The 16,415-nt window shown below is 52.9% G+C and carries 19 protein-coding genes and 2 tRNA genes; 14 read left to right on the top strand and 7 right to left on the bottom strand.

Annotated elements, in window-relative coordinates:
- The first annotated feature begins 43 nt into the window (after positions 1-43).
- Genes rutD through rutG form a run of 4 tightly spaced genes read left to right on the top strand, consistent with a single transcriptional unit; the run spans position 44 to position 3,378 of the window.
- A complete protein-coding gene (gene rutD, locus BS640_RS17060) occupies positions 44-874 on the top strand; it encodes a pyrimidine utilization protein D (protein ID WP_084912992.1) in 831 nt (276 codons plus the stop codon).
- The gene (locus BS640_RS17065; RefSeq protein ID WP_017490484.1) at positions 859-1,449 is read left to right on the top strand and encodes a malonic semialdehyde reductase; all 591 of its coding nucleotides are present in this window, start codon (positions 859-861) and stop codon (positions 1,447-1,449) included. Before rutD ends, BS640_RS17065 begins: the two co-directional genes overlap by 16 nt.
- Positions 1,450-1,472: 23 nt before the next feature.
- Positions 1,473-2,009 (top strand): NADH-dependent FMN reductase RutF, encoded by a 537-nt coding sequence (gene rutF, locus BS640_RS17070; RefSeq protein WP_017490485.1) that lies wholly within the window; start codon positions 1,473-1,475, stop codon positions 2,007-2,009.
- A 40-nt stretch (positions 2,010-2,049) separates the two neighbouring features.
- On the top strand, positions 2,050-3,378 hold the full coding sequence (gene rutG, locus BS640_RS17075) for a pyrimidine utilization transport protein G (RefSeq protein ID WP_084912979.1): 1,329 nt from the start codon (positions 2,050-2,052) through the stop codon (positions 3,376-3,378).
- Positions 3,379-3,508: 130 nt separating this feature from the next.
- Here rutG and BS640_RS17080 read toward each other — a convergent pair whose 3' ends face one another.
- Entirely contained in the window at positions 3,509-3,703 is a 195-nt protein-coding gene (locus BS640_RS17080) for a hypothetical protein (protein ID WP_017490487.1), read from the bottom strand.
- Positions 3,704-3,944: 241 nt separating this feature from the next.
- Here BS640_RS17080 and BS640_RS17085 point away from each other — a divergent pair, with 241 nt between their 5' ends.
- On the top strand, positions 3,945-5,672 hold the full coding sequence (locus BS640_RS17085) for a potassium/proton antiporter (protein ID WP_084912980.1): 1,728 nt from the start codon (positions 3,945-3,947) through the stop codon (positions 5,670-5,672).
- A gap of 68 nt (positions 5,673-5,740) precedes the next feature.
- Here the strand turns inward: BS640_RS17085 and osmE are convergent, their stop codons facing one another.
- A complete protein-coding gene (gene osmE, locus BS640_RS17090; protein ID WP_017490489.1) occupies positions 5,741-6,073 on the bottom strand; it encodes an osmotically-inducible lipoprotein OsmE in 333 nt (110 codons plus the stop codon).
- 311 nt (positions 6,074-6,384) lie between these two features.
- Between osmE and BS640_RS17095 the strand changes: the two genes are divergently transcribed.
- Positions 6,385-7,005 carry a cupin domain-containing protein gene (locus BS640_RS17095; protein ID WP_017490490.1) on the top strand — a complete coding sequence of 207 codons (621 nt, stop codon included), beginning with the start codon at positions 6,385-6,387 and terminating at the stop codon, positions 7,003-7,005.
- A gap of 7 nt (positions 7,006-7,012) precedes the next feature.
- On the opposite strand, the gene BS640_RS17100 is transcribed toward BS640_RS17095, so the two are convergent.
- A complete protein-coding gene (locus tag BS640_RS17100; RefSeq protein ID WP_084912981.1) occupies positions 7,013-8,341 on the bottom strand; it encodes an NAD(P)/FAD-dependent oxidoreductase in 1,329 nt (442 codons plus the stop codon).
- A 188-nt stretch (positions 8,342-8,529) separates the two neighbouring features.
- Positions 8,530-8,617, bottom strand: a tRNA-Ser gene (locus tag BS640_RS17105).
- Positions 8,618-8,876: 259 nt separating this feature from the next.
- Here BS640_RS17105 and BS640_RS17110 point away from each other — a divergent pair.
- Both BS640_RS17110 and BS640_RS17115 read left to right on the top strand, forming a co-directional pair.
- Positions 8,877-9,536, top strand: a complete 660-nt coding sequence (locus tag BS640_RS17110) for a TetR/AcrR family transcriptional regulator (RefSeq protein WP_017490492.1) — start codon at positions 8,877-8,879, stop codon at positions 9,534-9,536.
- Positions 9,537-9,686: 150 nt separating this feature from the next.
- Entirely contained in the window at positions 9,687-10,784 is a 1,098-nt protein-coding gene (locus tag BS640_RS17115; RefSeq protein ID WP_084912982.1) for an amidohydrolase family protein, read from the top strand.
- A 227-nt stretch (positions 10,785-11,011) separates the two neighbouring features.
- Here the strand turns inward: BS640_RS17115 and BS640_RS17120 are convergent.
- Positions 11,012-11,099, bottom strand: a tRNA-Ser gene (locus tag BS640_RS17120).
- 299 nt (positions 11,100-11,398) lie between these two features.
- On the opposite strand from BS640_RS17120, the gene yccA reads away from it, so the two are divergent.
- Positions 11,399-12,064 carry an FtsH protease modulator YccA gene (gene yccA, locus BS640_RS17125; protein ID WP_017490494.1) on the top strand — a complete coding sequence of 222 codons (666 nt, stop codon included), beginning with the start codon at positions 11,399-11,401 and terminating at the stop codon, positions 12,062-12,064.
- Positions 12,065-12,184: 120 nt separating this feature from the next.
- Entirely contained in the window at positions 12,185-12,514 is a 330-nt protein-coding gene (tusE, locus tag BS640_RS17130; RefSeq protein ID WP_017490495.1) for a sulfurtransferase TusE, read from the top strand.
- Positions 12,515-12,538: 24 nt separating this feature from the next.
- On the opposite strand, the gene yccX is transcribed toward tusE, so the two are convergent.
- Positions 12,539-12,817 (bottom strand): acylphosphatase, encoded by a 279-nt coding sequence (gene yccX / locus BS640_RS17135; protein ID WP_084912983.1) that lies wholly within the window; start codon positions 12,815-12,817, stop codon positions 12,539-12,541.
- Between the two features lie 97 nt (positions 12,818-12,914).
- On the opposite strand from yccX, the gene rlmI reads away from it, so the two are divergent.
- Together rlmI and hspQ are read left to right on the top strand one after the other, a co-directional pair.
- Complete coding sequence (gene rlmI / locus BS640_RS17140) at positions 12,915-14,108, top strand: 23S rRNA (cytosine(1962)-C(5))-methyltransferase RlmI (RefSeq protein WP_026110345.1); 1,194 nt, start codon at positions 12,915-12,917, stop codon at positions 14,106-14,108.
- 55 nt (positions 14,109-14,163) lie between these two features.
- The gene (gene hspQ, locus BS640_RS17145) at positions 14,164-14,499 is read left to right on the top strand and encodes a heat shock protein HspQ (RefSeq protein WP_017490498.1); all 336 of its coding nucleotides are present in this window, start codon (positions 14,164-14,166) and stop codon (positions 14,497-14,499) included.
- A 74-nt stretch (positions 14,500-14,573) separates the two neighbouring features.
- Here the strand turns inward: hspQ and BS640_RS17150 are convergent, their stop codons facing one another.
- Complete coding sequence (locus tag BS640_RS17150) at positions 14,574-14,987, bottom strand: CoA-binding protein (RefSeq protein WP_017490499.1); 414 nt, start codon at positions 14,985-14,987, stop codon at positions 14,574-14,576.
- Positions 14,988-15,178: 191 nt separating this feature from the next.
- Here BS640_RS17150 and BS640_RS17155 point away from each other — a divergent pair, with 191 nt between their 5' ends.
- Entirely contained in the window at positions 15,179-15,829 is a 651-nt protein-coding gene (locus BS640_RS17155; protein ID WP_084912984.1) for a YccT family protein, read from the top strand.
- Between the two features lie 113 nt (positions 15,830-15,942).
- Positions 15,943-16,401: a methylglyoxal synthase gene (locus BS640_RS17160; RefSeq protein WP_017490501.1), complete on the top strand. Its 459-nt coding sequence runs from the start codon at positions 15,943-15,945 to the stop codon at positions 16,399-16,401.
- Positions 16,402-16,415 lie beyond the last annotated feature (14 nt).

Here is a 16,415-nt window from a genome sequence, read left to right on the forward strand (position 1 = left end):
TTTTCCGAAATCAGACGGTGAGAATGGCATGAGCAAAACGTCCCTGTTTTACAAAATTAGCGGCAACACCTCGCCCACGGCGCAAACCGTGGTGCTCTCTTCCGGGCTAGGCGGTGTACACAGCTTTTGGAAACCGCAGCTGGCGATGCTCGAGCAGCATTTCCGCGTGGTGGTTTATGACCAGTTTGGCACCGGCGCAAGTCAGGGTACGATCCCCGCGGGCTATCGTATGGAGGATATGGCCGATGAGCTCGCCGGTCTGCTCAATACACTGAAGATTGACCGTTGTCACGTGGTGGGCCACGCGCTGGGCGGCATTATCGGCCTGCATCTGGCGCAGCGTTATCCGGCATTGCTCGAGAGTCTGGTGGTGATTAACGGCTGGGCGACGCTTGACAGCCAGACTCGCCGCTGTTTTCAGGTGCGTCAGGATCTGCTGCTTAACACCGGCGTGGAAGCCTACGTTCGGGCGCAGCCGCTGTTTTTATATCCCGCAGACTGGCTTTCGGCACACGCCGAGCTGCTAGAACAGGAACAAACCCATCAGGTTGAACATTTTCAGGGAATGGAAAACCTGCTGCACCGTCTACAGGCATTGATGTCTTCGGACCTCAGCGGCAGCCTCGATATCCTAAATACGCCGACGCTGGCCTTTAGCTGCAAAGACGACCTGCTGGTTCCGTGGCACTGCTCCACGACGCTGGCGCATAATCTGCCCAACGGCGAGCTGGTGCAGATGTCGTACGGCGGCCACGCCATGAGTGTGACCGACAGTGAAACCTTTAACCCAATCCTTCTCGAATGGCTGCTGCGCTTTGCCCCGCCGTCTGCCGAGAGCTCACAGCCAACGGAGACATCATGGCCGAAGCATTAATCACCAGCGCACTGGCGACCTTGTTCACAGAAGCCCGCACCCACAACGGATGGCAGGATAAACCGGTCAGCGACGAGTTGCTACAGCAGGCCTACGACTTAGCGCGTATGGGGCCGACCTCCGCCAACTGCTGCCCGCTGCGCGTAGTGTTTATCCGCACTAAAGAAAGTAAAGAGAAGCTGGCACCTGCGCTGTCGAGCGGCAATCTGGAGAAGACCCTGAGCGCGCCTGTGACCGCGATTCTGGCCTACGATCCGGCGTTTTATGACCTGCTGCCGGAGCTGTTCCCGCACGGCGATGCACGCTCATGGTTTACCTCCAGTCCTGAATTAGCGCACGAGACGGCGTTTCGTAATGCCAGCCTACAGGCGGCGTATCTGATCCTCGCCCTGCGCTCGCTCGGCCTGGATACCGGCCCGATGTCTGGTTTCGATCAGGCGAAGGTCAACGAAACTTTCCTGAGCGAGCAAGGTTGGAAAGCCAATTTCTTGCTTAATATCGGCTACGGCGACAGTGGCAAGGTTTACCCTCGCGCACCGCGTCTGGCCTTCGATCGCGTGTGCAAAATTATCTGACTACGGCCCCAGCGGAGCTCATCATGACATTACCTCTTAAGGACCTCCCCCTGGCCGAGCTGGCTGGTGTGGAAAAACAGGCATTTCGCGACGCGATGGCGCATCTCGGTTCGGCGGTGAACATTATTACCACCGACGGACCCGCAGGACGCGCCGGATTTACCGCCTCGGCGGTGTGCAGCGTCACAGACACGCCACCGACCCTGCTAGTCTGCCTGAATCGCTCGGCTTCTGTTTATCCGATTTTTGAGCAGAATCAGGTGCTTTGCGTCAATACGCTGTCGGACCTCCATGAGTCGTTGTCCAACCTGTTCGGCGGCAAGACGCCGATGGAGGCACGTTTTTCTGCCGCACAGTGGCTAACGATGGCAACGGGTTCTCCCGCGTTGCAGGGCGCACTGACCTCCTTTGACTGCCGCGTCAGTCAGGTGACGCAGGTTGGCACCCACGACGTTTTATTTTGTGAAGTCATCGATATTTTACGCAGCGATGACAGCCATGGATTGGTCTATTTTGACCGACGCTATCATCCCCTGATGCGTCAAAAAACATCGGCCTGAGTTCAGGCCGTTTTCCTCTGTTTTAATCCTGGAGAAGATGATGGCGAATACGTGGTTTCCTCAATGGCGTAAAAGAACGGGCAGTCTGGAAGGGGCGGTAATAGCGCCGGATGAGCGGCTGCGCTTGGGGCCGACCATCATCATGGGACTTCAGCACGCGGTGGCCATGTTTGGTGCTACGGTGCTGATGCCGCTGCTGATGGGCTTCGATGCCAACATGGCGATTTTGATGTCCGGCATCGGCACACTGCTATTTTTCATCATCGTCGGCGGGCGCGTGCCAAGTTATTTAGGGTCGAGCGCCTCGTTCGTCGGGGTCGTTATCGCCGTCACCGGCTACAGCGGCCACGGACCGAATCCCAATATTGCCCTGGCATTGGGCGGCATTATCGCCTGCGGTGCGGTATATACGCTGATTGGCTTTGTGGTGATGGCGGTCGGAACCCGATGGATTGAGAAACTGATGCCGCCGGTCGTCACAGGGGCGATTGTCATGGCAATAGGCCTTAACCTGGCACCGATCGCCGTCGGCAGCGTCGCGGCCTCAATGTTCGACAGCTGGATGGCCGTCGTCACCGTGCTGTGTATCGGCGGCGTAGCGGTATTTACGCGAGGATTGATGCAACGGCTAATGCTGCTATTGGGGCTTATTGCCGCCTACATTATCTATTTTGTCATCACCAACGTGCTCGGCCTGGGAAAATCGATCGACTTTAGCGGCATCACGCATGCCGCCTGGTTCGGGATGCCAAGCTTTACATCGCCGGTTTTCGACAGCCACGCGATGCTGTTGATTGTGCCAGTAGCCGTTATTCTGATTGCTGAAAACCTCGGGCACATCAAAGCCGTCGCGGGAATGACCGGTAAAAATCTCGACCCTTATCTGGGACGCGCGTTCGTCGGTGACGGCCTGGCGACCATGCTTTCTGCCTCGATGGGCGGCACCGGGGTAACAACCTATGCGGAAAACATCGGCGTGATGTCAGTGACCAAGATTTACTCGACGCTCATTTTCGTGGCTGCGGCGGTGGTTGCTATTTTGTTGGGCTTCTCTCCCAAATTTGGTGCATTGATTCACACCATCCCAGGGCCGGTATTGGGCGGTGCGTCTATCGTGGTCTTTGGCCTGATTGCCGTCGCCGGTGCCCGCATCTGGTTACAAAATAACGTTGATTTAAACCAGAACGGTAACCTGATTATGGTCGCGGTGACGCTTGTACTGGGGGCTGGCAACTTTTCGCTGACCTTCGGTGGCTTCACCATGGGCGGCATAGGCACCGCAACGTTTGGGGCTATCTTGCTCAACGCGCTGTTGAAAAGCAGAAAGGTTAGCGTTATTGGCACAGATACTGCATTAAAAGATAACTGACGACCTCAGTTTCTCCTTAGCTCATCAACTTTGATGATCGCCAGCGGTTATTCGGTCCACCCGTCCGATTTAACCGCTGGTTTTTTTCTTTTTAAATCTCAAAAAATTTTTACAATCCAAAGCCCCACCGTCATCCTTTTCCGTCTATTGGAAACTCAGAGTCCGTACCGACCTCTGGCAAGTCATCAAGCTGTGGGCGAATACCTTCGGAAATATAGTCCTTGGCGGCTTTAACCTGTTTGTTGCCTTGTTCATCGCGAACCAGCACATGCTTGATGGTGCCATCCTGCAAAACCTCGCGATGAATTCCCGTAAATTGACTCATACCTTTACCCCTTTTCTCTTTGGATAATAATAAGCATAGCTTTTCGATGGCTTTTAGGGATTTGCGCGGGGGAATCAATTGGTGGAGAGAACATCGCGATGGGGAATTATTAACCCAACGTATCGCTTAATAAAAATCCGAAGTTTACACAGCGCCGTTTACAAATTCCTGTTAAATTAACATTATAGTCATTGACCCAGTGACAGGAAGAAAGCCGTAATACGTACAGGAGAAAGACACATTGGATGCGAGTACTATCAACACACTTTTTTTTATCGGCGCACTGTTGGTAGCAGCAAGTATTCTGCTTAGCTCGCTTTCTTCACGCCTCGGCATCCCTATTCTCGTGATCTTTCTGGCCATCGGTATGCTGGCCGGCGTCGACGGTATTGGTCATATCGCCTTTGATAACTACCCTGCCGCCTATCTGGTCAGCAACCTTGCCTTGGCCGTAATCCTCTTCGACGGCGGCATGCGCACCCGCGCCTCGTCGTTTCGTGTGGCACTTTGGCCCGCACTCTCACTTGCCACCGTCGGCGTACTTATCACTGCCGGTCTCACCGGTATGGCAGCGGCATGGTTGTTCCACATTAATATTATGCAGGGACTGCTGATCGGTGCCATCATCGGCTCAACCGATGCGGCGGCGGTCTTTTCGCTGATCGGCGGCAAAGGCCTCAATGAACGCGTTAGCGCCACGCTGGAGATTGAATCCGGCAGTAATGACCCAATGGCGGTGTTCCTAACCATTACCCTGATCGACATGATTGCCAAAGGTGAACACGGCCTCAGCTGGATGTTCCTGGTCGATGTTATTCGCCAGTTCGGGCTAGGTATTGCCTTCGGACTCGGCGGCGGCTGGCTTTTACAGCAGCTCATCAATCGCGTAACCCTACCCACCGGCCTTTATCCGATGCTGGCATTCAGTGGTGGGCTGCTGGTCTTTGCGGCCACGGTCGGCCTCGACGGCAGCGGTATTTTAGCGGTTTATCTCTGCGGTCTGATGCTCGGTAATCGGCCGGTGCGCAGCAAACACGGTATCATGCAAACCTTCGACGGCCTTGCGTGGCTTAGCCAGATTGCGATGTTCCTGGTGCTCGGGATGCTGCTTACCCCGAGTGACCTGTTGCCTATTGCGGTCTCGGCGCTGGCGCTTTCCTTGTGGATGATTCTTTTTGCCCGACCGTTGTCGGTGTTTGTCGGCCTGCTGCCGTTCCGAAACTTTACCCTGCGCGAGCGCTTCTTCATCTCGTGGGTCGGGCTGCGCGGTGCGGTGCCTATCATCCTTGCCGTATTCCCGATGATGGCTGGGCTGCCGCAGGCGCATCTGTACTTTAACGTCGCATTCTTTATCGTGCTGGTTTCATTACTGTTGCAGGGAACTTCGCTTGGCTTTGCGGCAAAAAAGGCCAAGGTGATTATCCCTCCTGCGCCGACGCCGATTTCTCGCCTGGGCCTGGATATTGATATCTACACCCAGTGGGAGCACTTTATTTATCAGCTTGGATCCGAAAAGTGGTGTGTCGGCGCCGCGCTGCGCGATTTGAAAATGCCGAAAGAAACCCGTATTGCAGCCCTGTTCCGCGGCACGGTTATGCTGCACCCTACCGGCAGCACGCGATTAAAAGAAGGCGACATTCTCTGCGTTATCGGCCAGGAAAAGGATTTGCCGGAGTTGGGTAAACTGTTTAGCGATACCAATGCGGTGGTGATGGACGAGCGCTTCTTCGGTGACTTTATTCTCGAGGCTGACGCACCGCTAGACGCTATCTCTCAGCTGTACGGGTTGAATCTCGATGACAGTATCGACAAAACGCTGTCGCTGGGCCATTTTGTGATTCAGCTGCTGGGCGGGGAACCGGTTATTGGTGACCATATCGAATGGGACGGCCTCACCTGGACCATCGCAGAGATGGAAGGCAATCGCGTCAGTAAAGTCGGGGTCCGCATCGTCACACAAACGGCGTAATGCTTTAGAGAACCTACAAAAAAACCTGCAACGATGCAGGTTTTTTATTTCAAACGGGCTGAGGCAAATTAGCTGCCGGTCTGAGGGTCTTTGTCGTAATCGGCACAGGTCTGGAAACCTTTATTCATCACGTGGCCGGTGTCATTAAGACTCACGAAATAAGTTTGCGCCTTGCCATCACGTGGCGCAACCGCGTAGGTCTGGCAGGTACCTTTCGCGTGAATAAGGGTAATTTCAGAAGACGGTGGGCCAGCAATCGCACGAACCTGTGCTCTTGTCATCCCTACTTTAACGTCACTTACGACCGGATCTTTAACATAGCTTGCCGCGCGGTCATAAGTCTGACAACCCGCAAGTACCGAAACCGCTGTAGCAACCATAATCAACATTTTCTTATTCATGACTTCTCCTCCAGAAGTGCTTTAAGTCCTTTTAATCCTAGAAGAAAATGGTCGTTAATCAAATTTATAGAACTTTTATTTGTTGATTGAGGCCCGAATTCAGTTTTTTCTGATAAATATGGCCCCTCGAAGTCTTAAAATCGTGCCATTGCTGCCGCTTTTTTCGTGATATTCCAACGCTTTTGTTCTATACCTGATGAAGATAACTCATTGAGATTTATGCTGGCTGAGAAATTTATTCTCTCGATCGCGCTTAGCTCGCCATTTAATTGAATCAGACCAACGAACGCTGTGGACAAGGAGCAGTGCCAATGCCGCTGAATCGCCGTCGCTTTTGTACTCTTGTCGGTTTTATGCCGTTGCTGGCGTTGCCACGGTGGAGTTTTGCCGAACCAAGAGAGGTGGCAATGGAAATTTTGCATATCACCAAGCCTGAGGGCGGCGTCCCCAACAGTCCGCTTCCGGTCGTGATTTATCACCGCGTGATCCCCCCCGATACGGTCGATAACGCCAGCTATCTGGAGCACCTTTTCAGCGCTAACGGCTGGCCGCCACAGTGGCGCTATGGTGTTTATGCCTTCACGCATTTCCACAGCAACACCCCCGAAGTGCTCGGCGTTTTTTCCGGTTCGGCCAAGCTGCAACTGGGAGGAGCGAAAGGCGAGATAATTGAGGTTAACGTGGGTGACGTGCTGCTGCTGCCCGCCGGAGTCGGGCACAGGCAGGTTTCGGCCGACGATAACTTTATGATGGTGGGGGCTTATCCGCCGAACGTCTCCGCCGATTTATGTCACGATGAACCTTCAAAACTGGCGGCGCGCACCAAGGCGGTGGCAAAAGTTCCGCTGCCCCAGACCGATCCGGTGACCGGACATTCTGAAGGCAGCATGCTGCTGTGGCGCAATGCCGCAGCGGCGGCTAACGATAAATGAGGCACGCTTACAGCCAGTGCTGCGCGTGCACCCTTTCACCGTCGGTAAAGCGTGAAAAACGAAACGGGGCAGGATCGACAATCGGCGTGCTGCCCTGCACCAAATCTGCCATCAGCTGACCCGCCGCAGGGGCGATGCCAAAACCGTGCCCCGAGAATCCCGTTGCGACAAACAGACCGGCAATCTTGTCGATGCCAGAAATTACCGGTATGGCATCCGGCAGGGTGTCAATCAGACCTGCCCAGCTTTGCGCCACCTGTACACCGGAAAACGCCGGCAGAACCTGTTTAAGATCAACAATCATCTGGCGCAGTAGCGCACGATCCGGCGCGGGATCCAACACTCTGATACGTTCATAAATTGAGAGTTTATCGGCCTGCCCCGGTCGCCAATAGAGTGCTTCTTCGATAAAACGTGGCCCAAATCTGAGCTTGAGCGACGCGCGCTCAACCTTGAAAGCGGGCATAAACGGTCTCATAAAACGCAGAGAATCCGGCGTGATATCAACCACGCTGGAGGCCGAACTGGCGACAGTCCATCCGCCGTCAAGCCGCTTGCGCAATGCCACACTGCCGAGACTGACGCAGGAAGAAACGTCGGCCTCCAGCGGCCGCGTGCGCAGCACGGTAGAGAGCACTTTTAACTGAGGAATTTCAACACCGCAGCCTTGCAGCAGCAAACGTGACCAGGCCCCACCCGCTACCACCACCGACTGGCATTTAATCTCGCCGTGTTCGGTCACGACATGGCTAACTCGTCCGGCGCTACGTTCAATGCTGCGCACCGCACAGTGTTGTTGCAGATTAAGACCCGCTTCCATAGCGGCCATCGCCATCGCAGGTGCCGCTTTTTGCGGTTCAGCGCGACCGTCTGCTTCAGTAAATAGTGCACCAGCAAAGTTCGCCTTCAAACCGGGTATCCGCTCGGCTAACTGGCTTGGGGAAAGTATCTGGCTCGCAATATCATACTGTTTTGCCTGCGCTATCCAGCGCAAATGCCGCTCACGCTGCGCTTCAGTTCGAGTCGCGTAAATAATGCCGTGACGGCGAAATCCGGTCTCACGCCCGGTGGTTTCATTCAGGGTTTCCCACAACCGCATACTGGCGTTGATTAACGGCAGTTCACGAATATCGCGTCCGGTACGTCGACACCAGCCCCAGTTGCGGCTCGATTGCTCGGCGGCCACGGTGCCCTTTTCAAGCAATACCGTTTTCACACCCTGCTTCACTAACGCTAATGCCGTGGCGATACCCACAATACCGCCGCCAATCACCACGACCTCGGCCTCGACGGGGAAATGCTCAGAAGAAGGTACCAGATCGACACTCGGTCCCATTGCCCACCTCAATCGAATGAAGAGTAAAGATTATTACGAAACAGTGAACGTTGAGTGTACCGGAATTTTCTTGATACAGAAGGAGATTGGCGCTGAGTCGGCAGGAGAGAGAGTCTGGATGAGAGCGTTTTAAAAAGTACAGATGAAAAAAAGCCGCTAATTTCTTAGCAGCTTTCTTATGTTGTTTATGGCGGAGGAGGAGAGATTCGAACTCTCGAATGGTTTCCCATCGCCGGTTTTCAAGACCGGTGCCTTCAGCCGCTCGGCCACCCCTCCGCAACGGAACGCACTATAAACTTAGGGGATGAGGATGTAAAGCCCGACGTTGTTCATTTGCTTGAAAAACAGACGTAAATTCCTTTTTTTTATGCAAAAACTTCACTCGGCGTTTATTTGCTGATTTAGCAGACAAAAAGCGTCGATAAATCCGCCCCTTACTTAACACATCATCATCAGTGGAATGAATGACTTAATGTGAATTGATTAAGGTCTTGCCCACGACATACAATGTCGTGATTAGCTAAAAGGATGAAAAGTGAACAAACAGTCGACAAACTCGGGCAAAGCATTCTCCGGCAGAGGCCGACCGGCCGTTCCCGAAGCGGAACTTGTCGAAAAAATCCAAAATGCCACCTTTCAACTGCTGCTCCAAAAAGACGTGGAGGCACTTTCTGTCGACGAGATTGCGCGTACTGCTGGGGTTGCCAAGAAAACGTTTTACCGGTTTTACAGCAATCGCACCGACGTTTTAGAAAAAATCATCCTCGACTGGTCTTCCACCTTTACCCTTTATCATCTTCCTCTGCCTAAAAAACCGCATGACGCTATCGCTATTCTCGAGCAGTTTTTTGTCGACCTCGCAGCACGCGCTCTTTCGGAAAGGTCGGTAGCATTATTCAAGTTTCTGCAAAATTCCCCCCATCAGAAAACACACTTCCTGAACCTCTATCGTGAAAGCGGCATCGACAATGCTGGCAAGATGCTGGATGCATGGCTGCAAGATTTACGACAACGGGGGATGATTGCCGCTGGCTGGCCAGAGAATGGCGCAAAACATCTTCAGGCGCTGATCATTGCTCCCGCCCTGCGTGATATTGCGCTGGGTATTCTGCCTGCCGTGCCGGAATTTGATATTCGCCCGCGGGTTCGCGAGGCACTGACATTAATGGCACCGCTGCTGGGACTGCCGCACTAAATCGTCAGCCCTTTCCTCAAGTCGTTACATCCTTTTACGCTTTGTCCCTTACTCGCCGGTTAGTGGAGTCGTATATTTAATTAAGAAACGAATTTCGTTTCTTAATTTGCCCATACCCTTAAATAATCGACTTCACGCCGGAAATTTATCATGACCAATAGAAGAGATTTTTTACGTCAGGCCACCGTTGCCGCCACCGCCATGGCCACCAGCGGTACCGCGCTTATGGCAAGCACTTCACTCAGTCAGGCGGCAACGCCAGACGAGACAAAGGTCGGTGTAAAACCGCCGAGGCGTATCATCGCGCTCGAAGAACATTTTATGCTGCCGGAGTTTGTAGGCTATCTGGGCGAAACGCGGCAAAACATCCGCCCGTCGTTGTTCGATAAAGTGGTGCCGATTCTCTCAGACTTTGGTCAGGGGCGTCTGGAGGTCATGGAGACTAATGGGGTCGATTTTGCCGTGCTCTCGCTTTCCGGGCCGGGTGTACAGGTTGAGCCAAACGCGGCAAAAGCCGTACGGCTGGCAAAATACGCCAACGATCGTCTGGGTGCCGAGATGCAGCGGAATCCAAAACGCTACGGCGGATTCGCCCATCTGGCAATGCAAAACCCCAAAGCCGCCGCCGATGAACTGGAACGATGCGTTAAAGATCTTAACATGCAGGGGGCGATGATTAACGGCGAAACGGATGGACTTTACCTCGACGATCGCCGCTATGATATTTTCTGGGAACGCGTGCAGGCGCTTGAAGTGCCGATTTATATTCATCCCGGAAATCCGCCTGATTATCCGCATATGTACACCCAGCACCCTGAGATGTGGGGGCCGGTATGGAGCTGGGCGGTAGAAACATGCAGTCATGCGATGAGATTGATATTCAGCGGGACCTTCGATAGATTTCCTGGTGCAAAAATTATCCTGGGACACATGGGGGAAACGCTGCCTATCCAACTGTGGCGTCTCGACAGCCGCATCGCCACCGCCAATCTGAAATATACCTTGCAGCATCCACCGTCGCATTACGCGCGCAGAAACATCGTGATTACTACCTCAGGTGTATGCTCCGACCCTGCCCTTCGCTGTGCGCTGGACTCATTGGGGGAAGAAAACGTCATGTTCTCGATAGATTATCCGTTCGAGAATACTGCAGTGGCCACCGACTGGATCAGAAAAGCCAGGCTGACCGACGAGGAGAGAAACGCCGTGGCGTGGGGCAATGCTTCGCGCATTCTCAAAATAACTTGAGAAACTGAATGAGAAATTAATAAACTGAATGAATAGGCTTTTTTGAGTGGTTGAAATGGGGGCTGCCTATGGAGGCATTGTTGCCGCCTGTGGGGTGCCAGTCAAAAATTCGGCTGCGCCCGCATGGCTCTCAAGCCAGCCTTCGGGCTGGTTTGTTTACACAGCCCCCCCAAATTCCAGACACAAAAAAAGCCGCTAATTTCTTAGCAGCTTTCTTGTGTTGTTTATGGCGGAGGAGGAGAGATTCGAACTCTCGAATGGTTTCCCATCGCCGGTTTTCAAGACCGGTGCCTTCAGCCGCTCGGCCACCCCTCCGCAACGGAACGCACTATAAACATAGCCCATCACCTTGTAAAGCCGGAATTGATTCATTTGCCTGAAAAACCGCCTTTCGCGCATCAAGTGCTGATTTTATCGTCATTTTAGCGCCTTTTGTCGATTTCCTGACCGCGAATAATGGGGTATCTCTGCTTTCCTGATTCATTAAGCGTAAAGAACCGGCTTAGGGGGTAAAGAAGGGTAAACCTCCTTTGTGAGCCAGGAGCAACTCTCTATTATCTCATCCTGAATGCTTTTTCATCGACTTCAATTCTGTCGCTAAGCGAGATTAAAAAATGGATCGTATCGTTGCCTCTTCTTCTTCACGCGCGGGCTCGTTGCTCAGCACGCATCGAGTGCTACGTAATACTTATTTTCTGCTGGCGCTGACGCTCGGCGTCTCCGCAATTACTGCCACAGCAAGCACCGTACTGATGTTACCGTCTCCCGGCATGCTGCTGACGATAGTTGGCTTTTATGGGCTGATGTTCCTGACCTATCGCATGGCCGATCGCCCTGCGGGTATTTTGTGCACTTTCGCCCTGACCGGTTTTATGGGTTATACGCTGGGGCCGTTGCTGAGCTCACTGCTCGCAGCGGGCGCAGGTAACATCATCATGCTGGCTCTCGGGGGGACTGCGCTGGTGTTCTTCTGCTGTTCGGCATACGTGCTGACCACCCGTAAGGACATGTCATTCCTGTCGGGAATGATGATGGCAGGCTTTGTCGTGCTGCTGGTGGCGGTCGTTGCCAATCTATTCCTGCACATCCCGGCGCTGTCACTGGCGATTAGTTGCCTGTTTATTCTGTTCTCCGCCGGTGCCATCCTGTGGGAAACCAGCAACATTATTCACGGCGGCGAAACTAACTACATACGCGCCACAGTCAGCCTCTACGTTTCACTTTACAACGTGTTCGTAAGTCTGTTGAGTATTCTGGGCCTGTCATCACGCAGCAACTGATAGTTTCTTATTACCGGCCCAGTTATCAAGCCCTGCCTTAGGCGGGGCTTTTTCTTTGGCTGGAGGCGCTTTTTTGCTAAACTTGCGCCCTGCTTTCAAGATTTCGAAGTTAGAGGTTATATGTTGGAGTTTAACGGCCAGGTTATTGAGACCGACGCCAAAGGTTACCTGAAAAACAGCGCAGACTGGCACGAAGCGCTGGCCCCGATTCTGGCAAGCCAAGAAGGCATTGTTCTGACAGACGCACACTGGGAAGTGGTGAATTTTGTGCGCAGCTTTTACCTGGAATTCAATACCTCTCCGGCTATCCGCATGCTGGTAAAAGCCATGGCGCAAAAGCTTGGGGAAGAGAAAGGCAACAGCCGCTATCTCTATCGCCTATTCCCTGAAGGTCCGGCCAAGCAGGCAACCAAAATAGCCGGACTGCCAAAACCGGTAAAATGTATCTAACAGCGCAGGCTGGCGATTCTGGAATCAGTGGCGAATACTGAATCCTTCAAATTCTACCAGCGCCTTAGGCTCGGTTAAGAGTTTATCGACCCTGGCATACTGCGGACCGCCCTGCTTCAGCCACTCGAGTAATTGTTCGATTTCCGGCTGCTCGCCACACGCAACAACTTCGACGCTGCCGTCGTCCAGATTTTTGGTGTAACCGGTCAAGCCGAGCGCTTTGGCTTTTTGCTGAGTGGCATAACGAAAGCCGACGCCCTGCACTCGGCCATAGACGTAAGCGGCTATACTGGTTTTTGGCATAATTATCTCCTCATAGCGATGAGATCCGTTGCATTCTCTGCTTCATGCTCGGACAATGTCGCTCTTTTTTGTCTCCAGACTGATTGAACCTAATTATATGACTGCACGTTTGTATCTGGCCAAAGGCCGTGAAAAATCCCTTCTTCGTCGTCACCCGTGGGTGTTTTCCGGGGCGGTACTTCGCGTCGAAGGAAAGGCACTTTCCGGCGATACTATTGATATTGTAGACAATCAGGGAAAATGGCTCGCCACCGGCGCCTATTCTCCTCAGTCTCAGATTCGGGCTCGCGTCTGGAGCTTTAAGCAGGACGAAGCTATCGACATCGATTTCTTCATCCGCCGTTTGCAGCAGGCACAAACCTGGCGTAACTGGATTGCCAAACGTGACGGCCTTGACGGTTACCGCCTGATTGCCGGTGAGTCCGACGGACTGCCGGGTATTACCATCGACCGTTTCCAGAATTTCCTGGTATTACAGCTGCTGTCTGCGGGTGCAGAATATCAGCGTGCCGCCCTGCTGAGCGCGCTGCAACACTGTTATCCGGAATGTGCAATCTACGACCGTTCAGACGTAGCCGTGCGTAAGAAAGAGGGCCTTGAGCTGACTCAGGGTCTGATTCTCGGCGAAACTCCACCTGACCTGCTGCCCATTCAGGAACACGGCATGAGCCTGCTGGTGGATATCAAAGGCGGCCACAAGACCGGTTTCTATCTAGACCAACGTGACAGCCGACTGGCGGCGCGTAACTATGCCGCGGGCCGTAAAGTGTTGAACTGCTTCTCTTATACCGGTGCATTTGCCGTCTCCGCACTGATGGGGGGCTGTGAGAAAGTGACTAACGTCGACACTTCCCAGGACGCACTGGATATTGCTAAAAAGAACGTTGAGCTTAACAAACTTGACCTGACAAAAGCGGAATTCGTGCGTGATGACGTGTTCCAGCTGCTGCGCAAATACCGCGCTCAGGGCGAACAGTTCGACATGATCGTTATGGACCCGCCGAAGTTCGTAGAGAACAAGAGCCAGCTGGCCAGCGCTTGTCGGGGTTATAAAGACATCAACATGCTGGCCATTCAGCTGTTGCGCCCGGGAGGCATCTTGCTGAGCTTCTCGTGTTCAGGGCTGTTGCCGACCGATCTGTTCCAGAAGATCCTGGCCGATGCCGCACTCGATGCGGGTCGCGAGATTCAGTTTGTTGAGCAATTCCGTCAGGCCGCCGACCACCCCGTGACCGGCGCGTATCCTGAAGGCCTGTACCTGAAAGGGTTTGCCTGCCTGGTTACGGCTTGATTTTTGCCGATTAGGCCCCATATCTCTTTCAAGATGCTATTTTGAGGAGGTCGCTATGTTAGCAAGCAAATATGGGGTCGCCAGCAAGTATGGTATTGGCCAGCAGGTGCGCCACAGAATGTTGGGTTATCTGGGCGTCGTTATCGACGTCGATGCCGAATATTCGCTGGAGAAACCTGCGGTCAGCGAGATTGAAGCCGACGATAAAATGCGTGCCGCCCCCTGGTATCACGTTGTGATGGAAGATGATGAAGGTCAGCCGGTCCATACCTATCTCGCCGAGATTCAAATCGACCACGAGGCGCGCATCGCACATCCAGAACAAAGTTCGCTGGATGATTTGGCGGAGTCCGTTCGCAGTCAGCTGCTGGCACCGCGCCTGCGCAACTAATTTGAGGTTACCCTCAATAGAAAAAACCGGTCCACGTTGACCGGTTTTTTTATGCCTGCGGTTTAACTCATACCTTAATGCGACAGCCCAAGGCGGGGGATTTCAATTTTCGGGCATCGGTCCATCACGACTTTGAGCCCTGCCTCTTTTGCCAGCACCGCCGCGTGCTCATTAATGACTCCCAGCTGTAGCCACAGCACCTTGGCCCCGATTGCAATCGCCTCCTGAGCAACGCCATAGGCCGCTTCAGGATTACGGAACACGTCCACCATATCGACGGGGTGTTTAATATCCTCTAACGTCGCCACTACGGTCTGCCCTAGTAACGTTTGCCCTGCCAGTTTTGGACTGACCGGCGTGACCTCGTACCCTTGGCTGAGCAAATATTGCATGACGCCATAACTAGGACGGGAAGGATTATCGCTGGCACCCACCAGGGCTATTGTTTTGATTTGCTTTAGAATTTGACTGACTTCGCTGTCTTGCACGGATTTATCTCCTTCACGATAAGGTTTCCTAAGTGTAATCCAGTCTGACCAGAGTGAAGGTGTTTTCACCTCGCAAATTGAGAAGACAGTTGTTTCATCGCCAGGAATAAAAATACATTTTGTAAAACTTTGACACAATATAAGCAATATTCAATAATGAGAGAGTGAGTTATTGAGGTCTGGAGAGAAAGATGAATCTTGGTTTTATGGTTGCCGGTATTTTTATGGCTAACCTGATAGCGCCCGCTTACGCATTAAGCCTTAAGCTATCGCCAGAAGTCGATCTCCTGGTTGTGGATGGAAGACTGGTTTCAGGGCCAATTTTAAAGGGCGCAGACAGTCTGGAGTTAGATGCAGGGCAGCATCAGATATTATTTCAGATAAGCAAACCCCTTCCGCAGGTGACCGCGGTTTATCACTCCCCGCCGATCATTGTCGCCTTTGATGCCAGGAATTTGCACGCGGTCAGCATCCGTTTACCTTCCTTGACAACCGAACAGGAAAGTCGTGATTTCAGCCAAAAAATGAATATCACTTTAATCGACGAAAAAGGGAATCAGATAGACTATCGACAGGACCGGCTTACGGGGCTACGAACTCACGATGCCACGAGCCTTGAAGCCGCGATGAACCAGTATAATTTATCGGGCCAGAGTGCCTCAATACCCGCCTTTGCGCTGTCGAAAAAAAGCGCGATGACGCTTAACGCCAGCAACCAGAGGCCAGAATCAGCTCGAATTGAGGGCAATGCCAGCGAGGTTTACCTCTCATTTTCTCTGTGGTCTATGTTGCAACATGACACTCGCAGCAGTACGACGGCGAAATGGTTTTCTGCTCAGTAATCTGACAATTGTCACGAATAAGGCCTGCCTGACGACATTTCCCCGCTTTATGCTTCCCTGAAAATCCGAGTTTAAGTAATCTATCAGTCATACTTTTCTCAAAGGCCAGGCTGATGGAATACACCACTCGCACGATTACAAAACAAAAACATATCGCCCTAGTCGCGCACGATCACTGTAAAAACAACCTGCTGAGCTGGGTAGATGCCAACAAGGCTCAGCTTGGCGAACATGTGCTCTACGCGACCGGTACCACGGGTAATCTGGTGCAGCAAAATACCGGCCTGCCGGTTACCAGCATGCTGAGTGGTCCGATGGGCGGGGACCAACAGGTGGGTGCATTGATTTCGGAAAGCAAGATTGATGTGCTGATTTTCTTCTGGGATCCGCTGAATGCCGTCCCTCATGACCCAGACGTTAAAGCTCTGCTGCGACTGGCGACCCTGTGGAATATCCCGGTCGCCAACAACCGCTCGACCGCCGATTTCCTAATCCAGTCTCCCCTGTTCAAAGAGGATGTTGAAATCAGCATCCCAGATTATCAGCGTTATCTGCAGGACCGCCTGAAATAATCTCAGAATAAACG

It is taken from the genome of Rouxiella badensis, from assembly GCF_002093665.1.
GTDB classification, from domain to species: Bacteria; Pseudomonadota; Gammaproteobacteria; order Enterobacterales; family Enterobacteriaceae; genus Rouxiella; species Rouxiella badensis.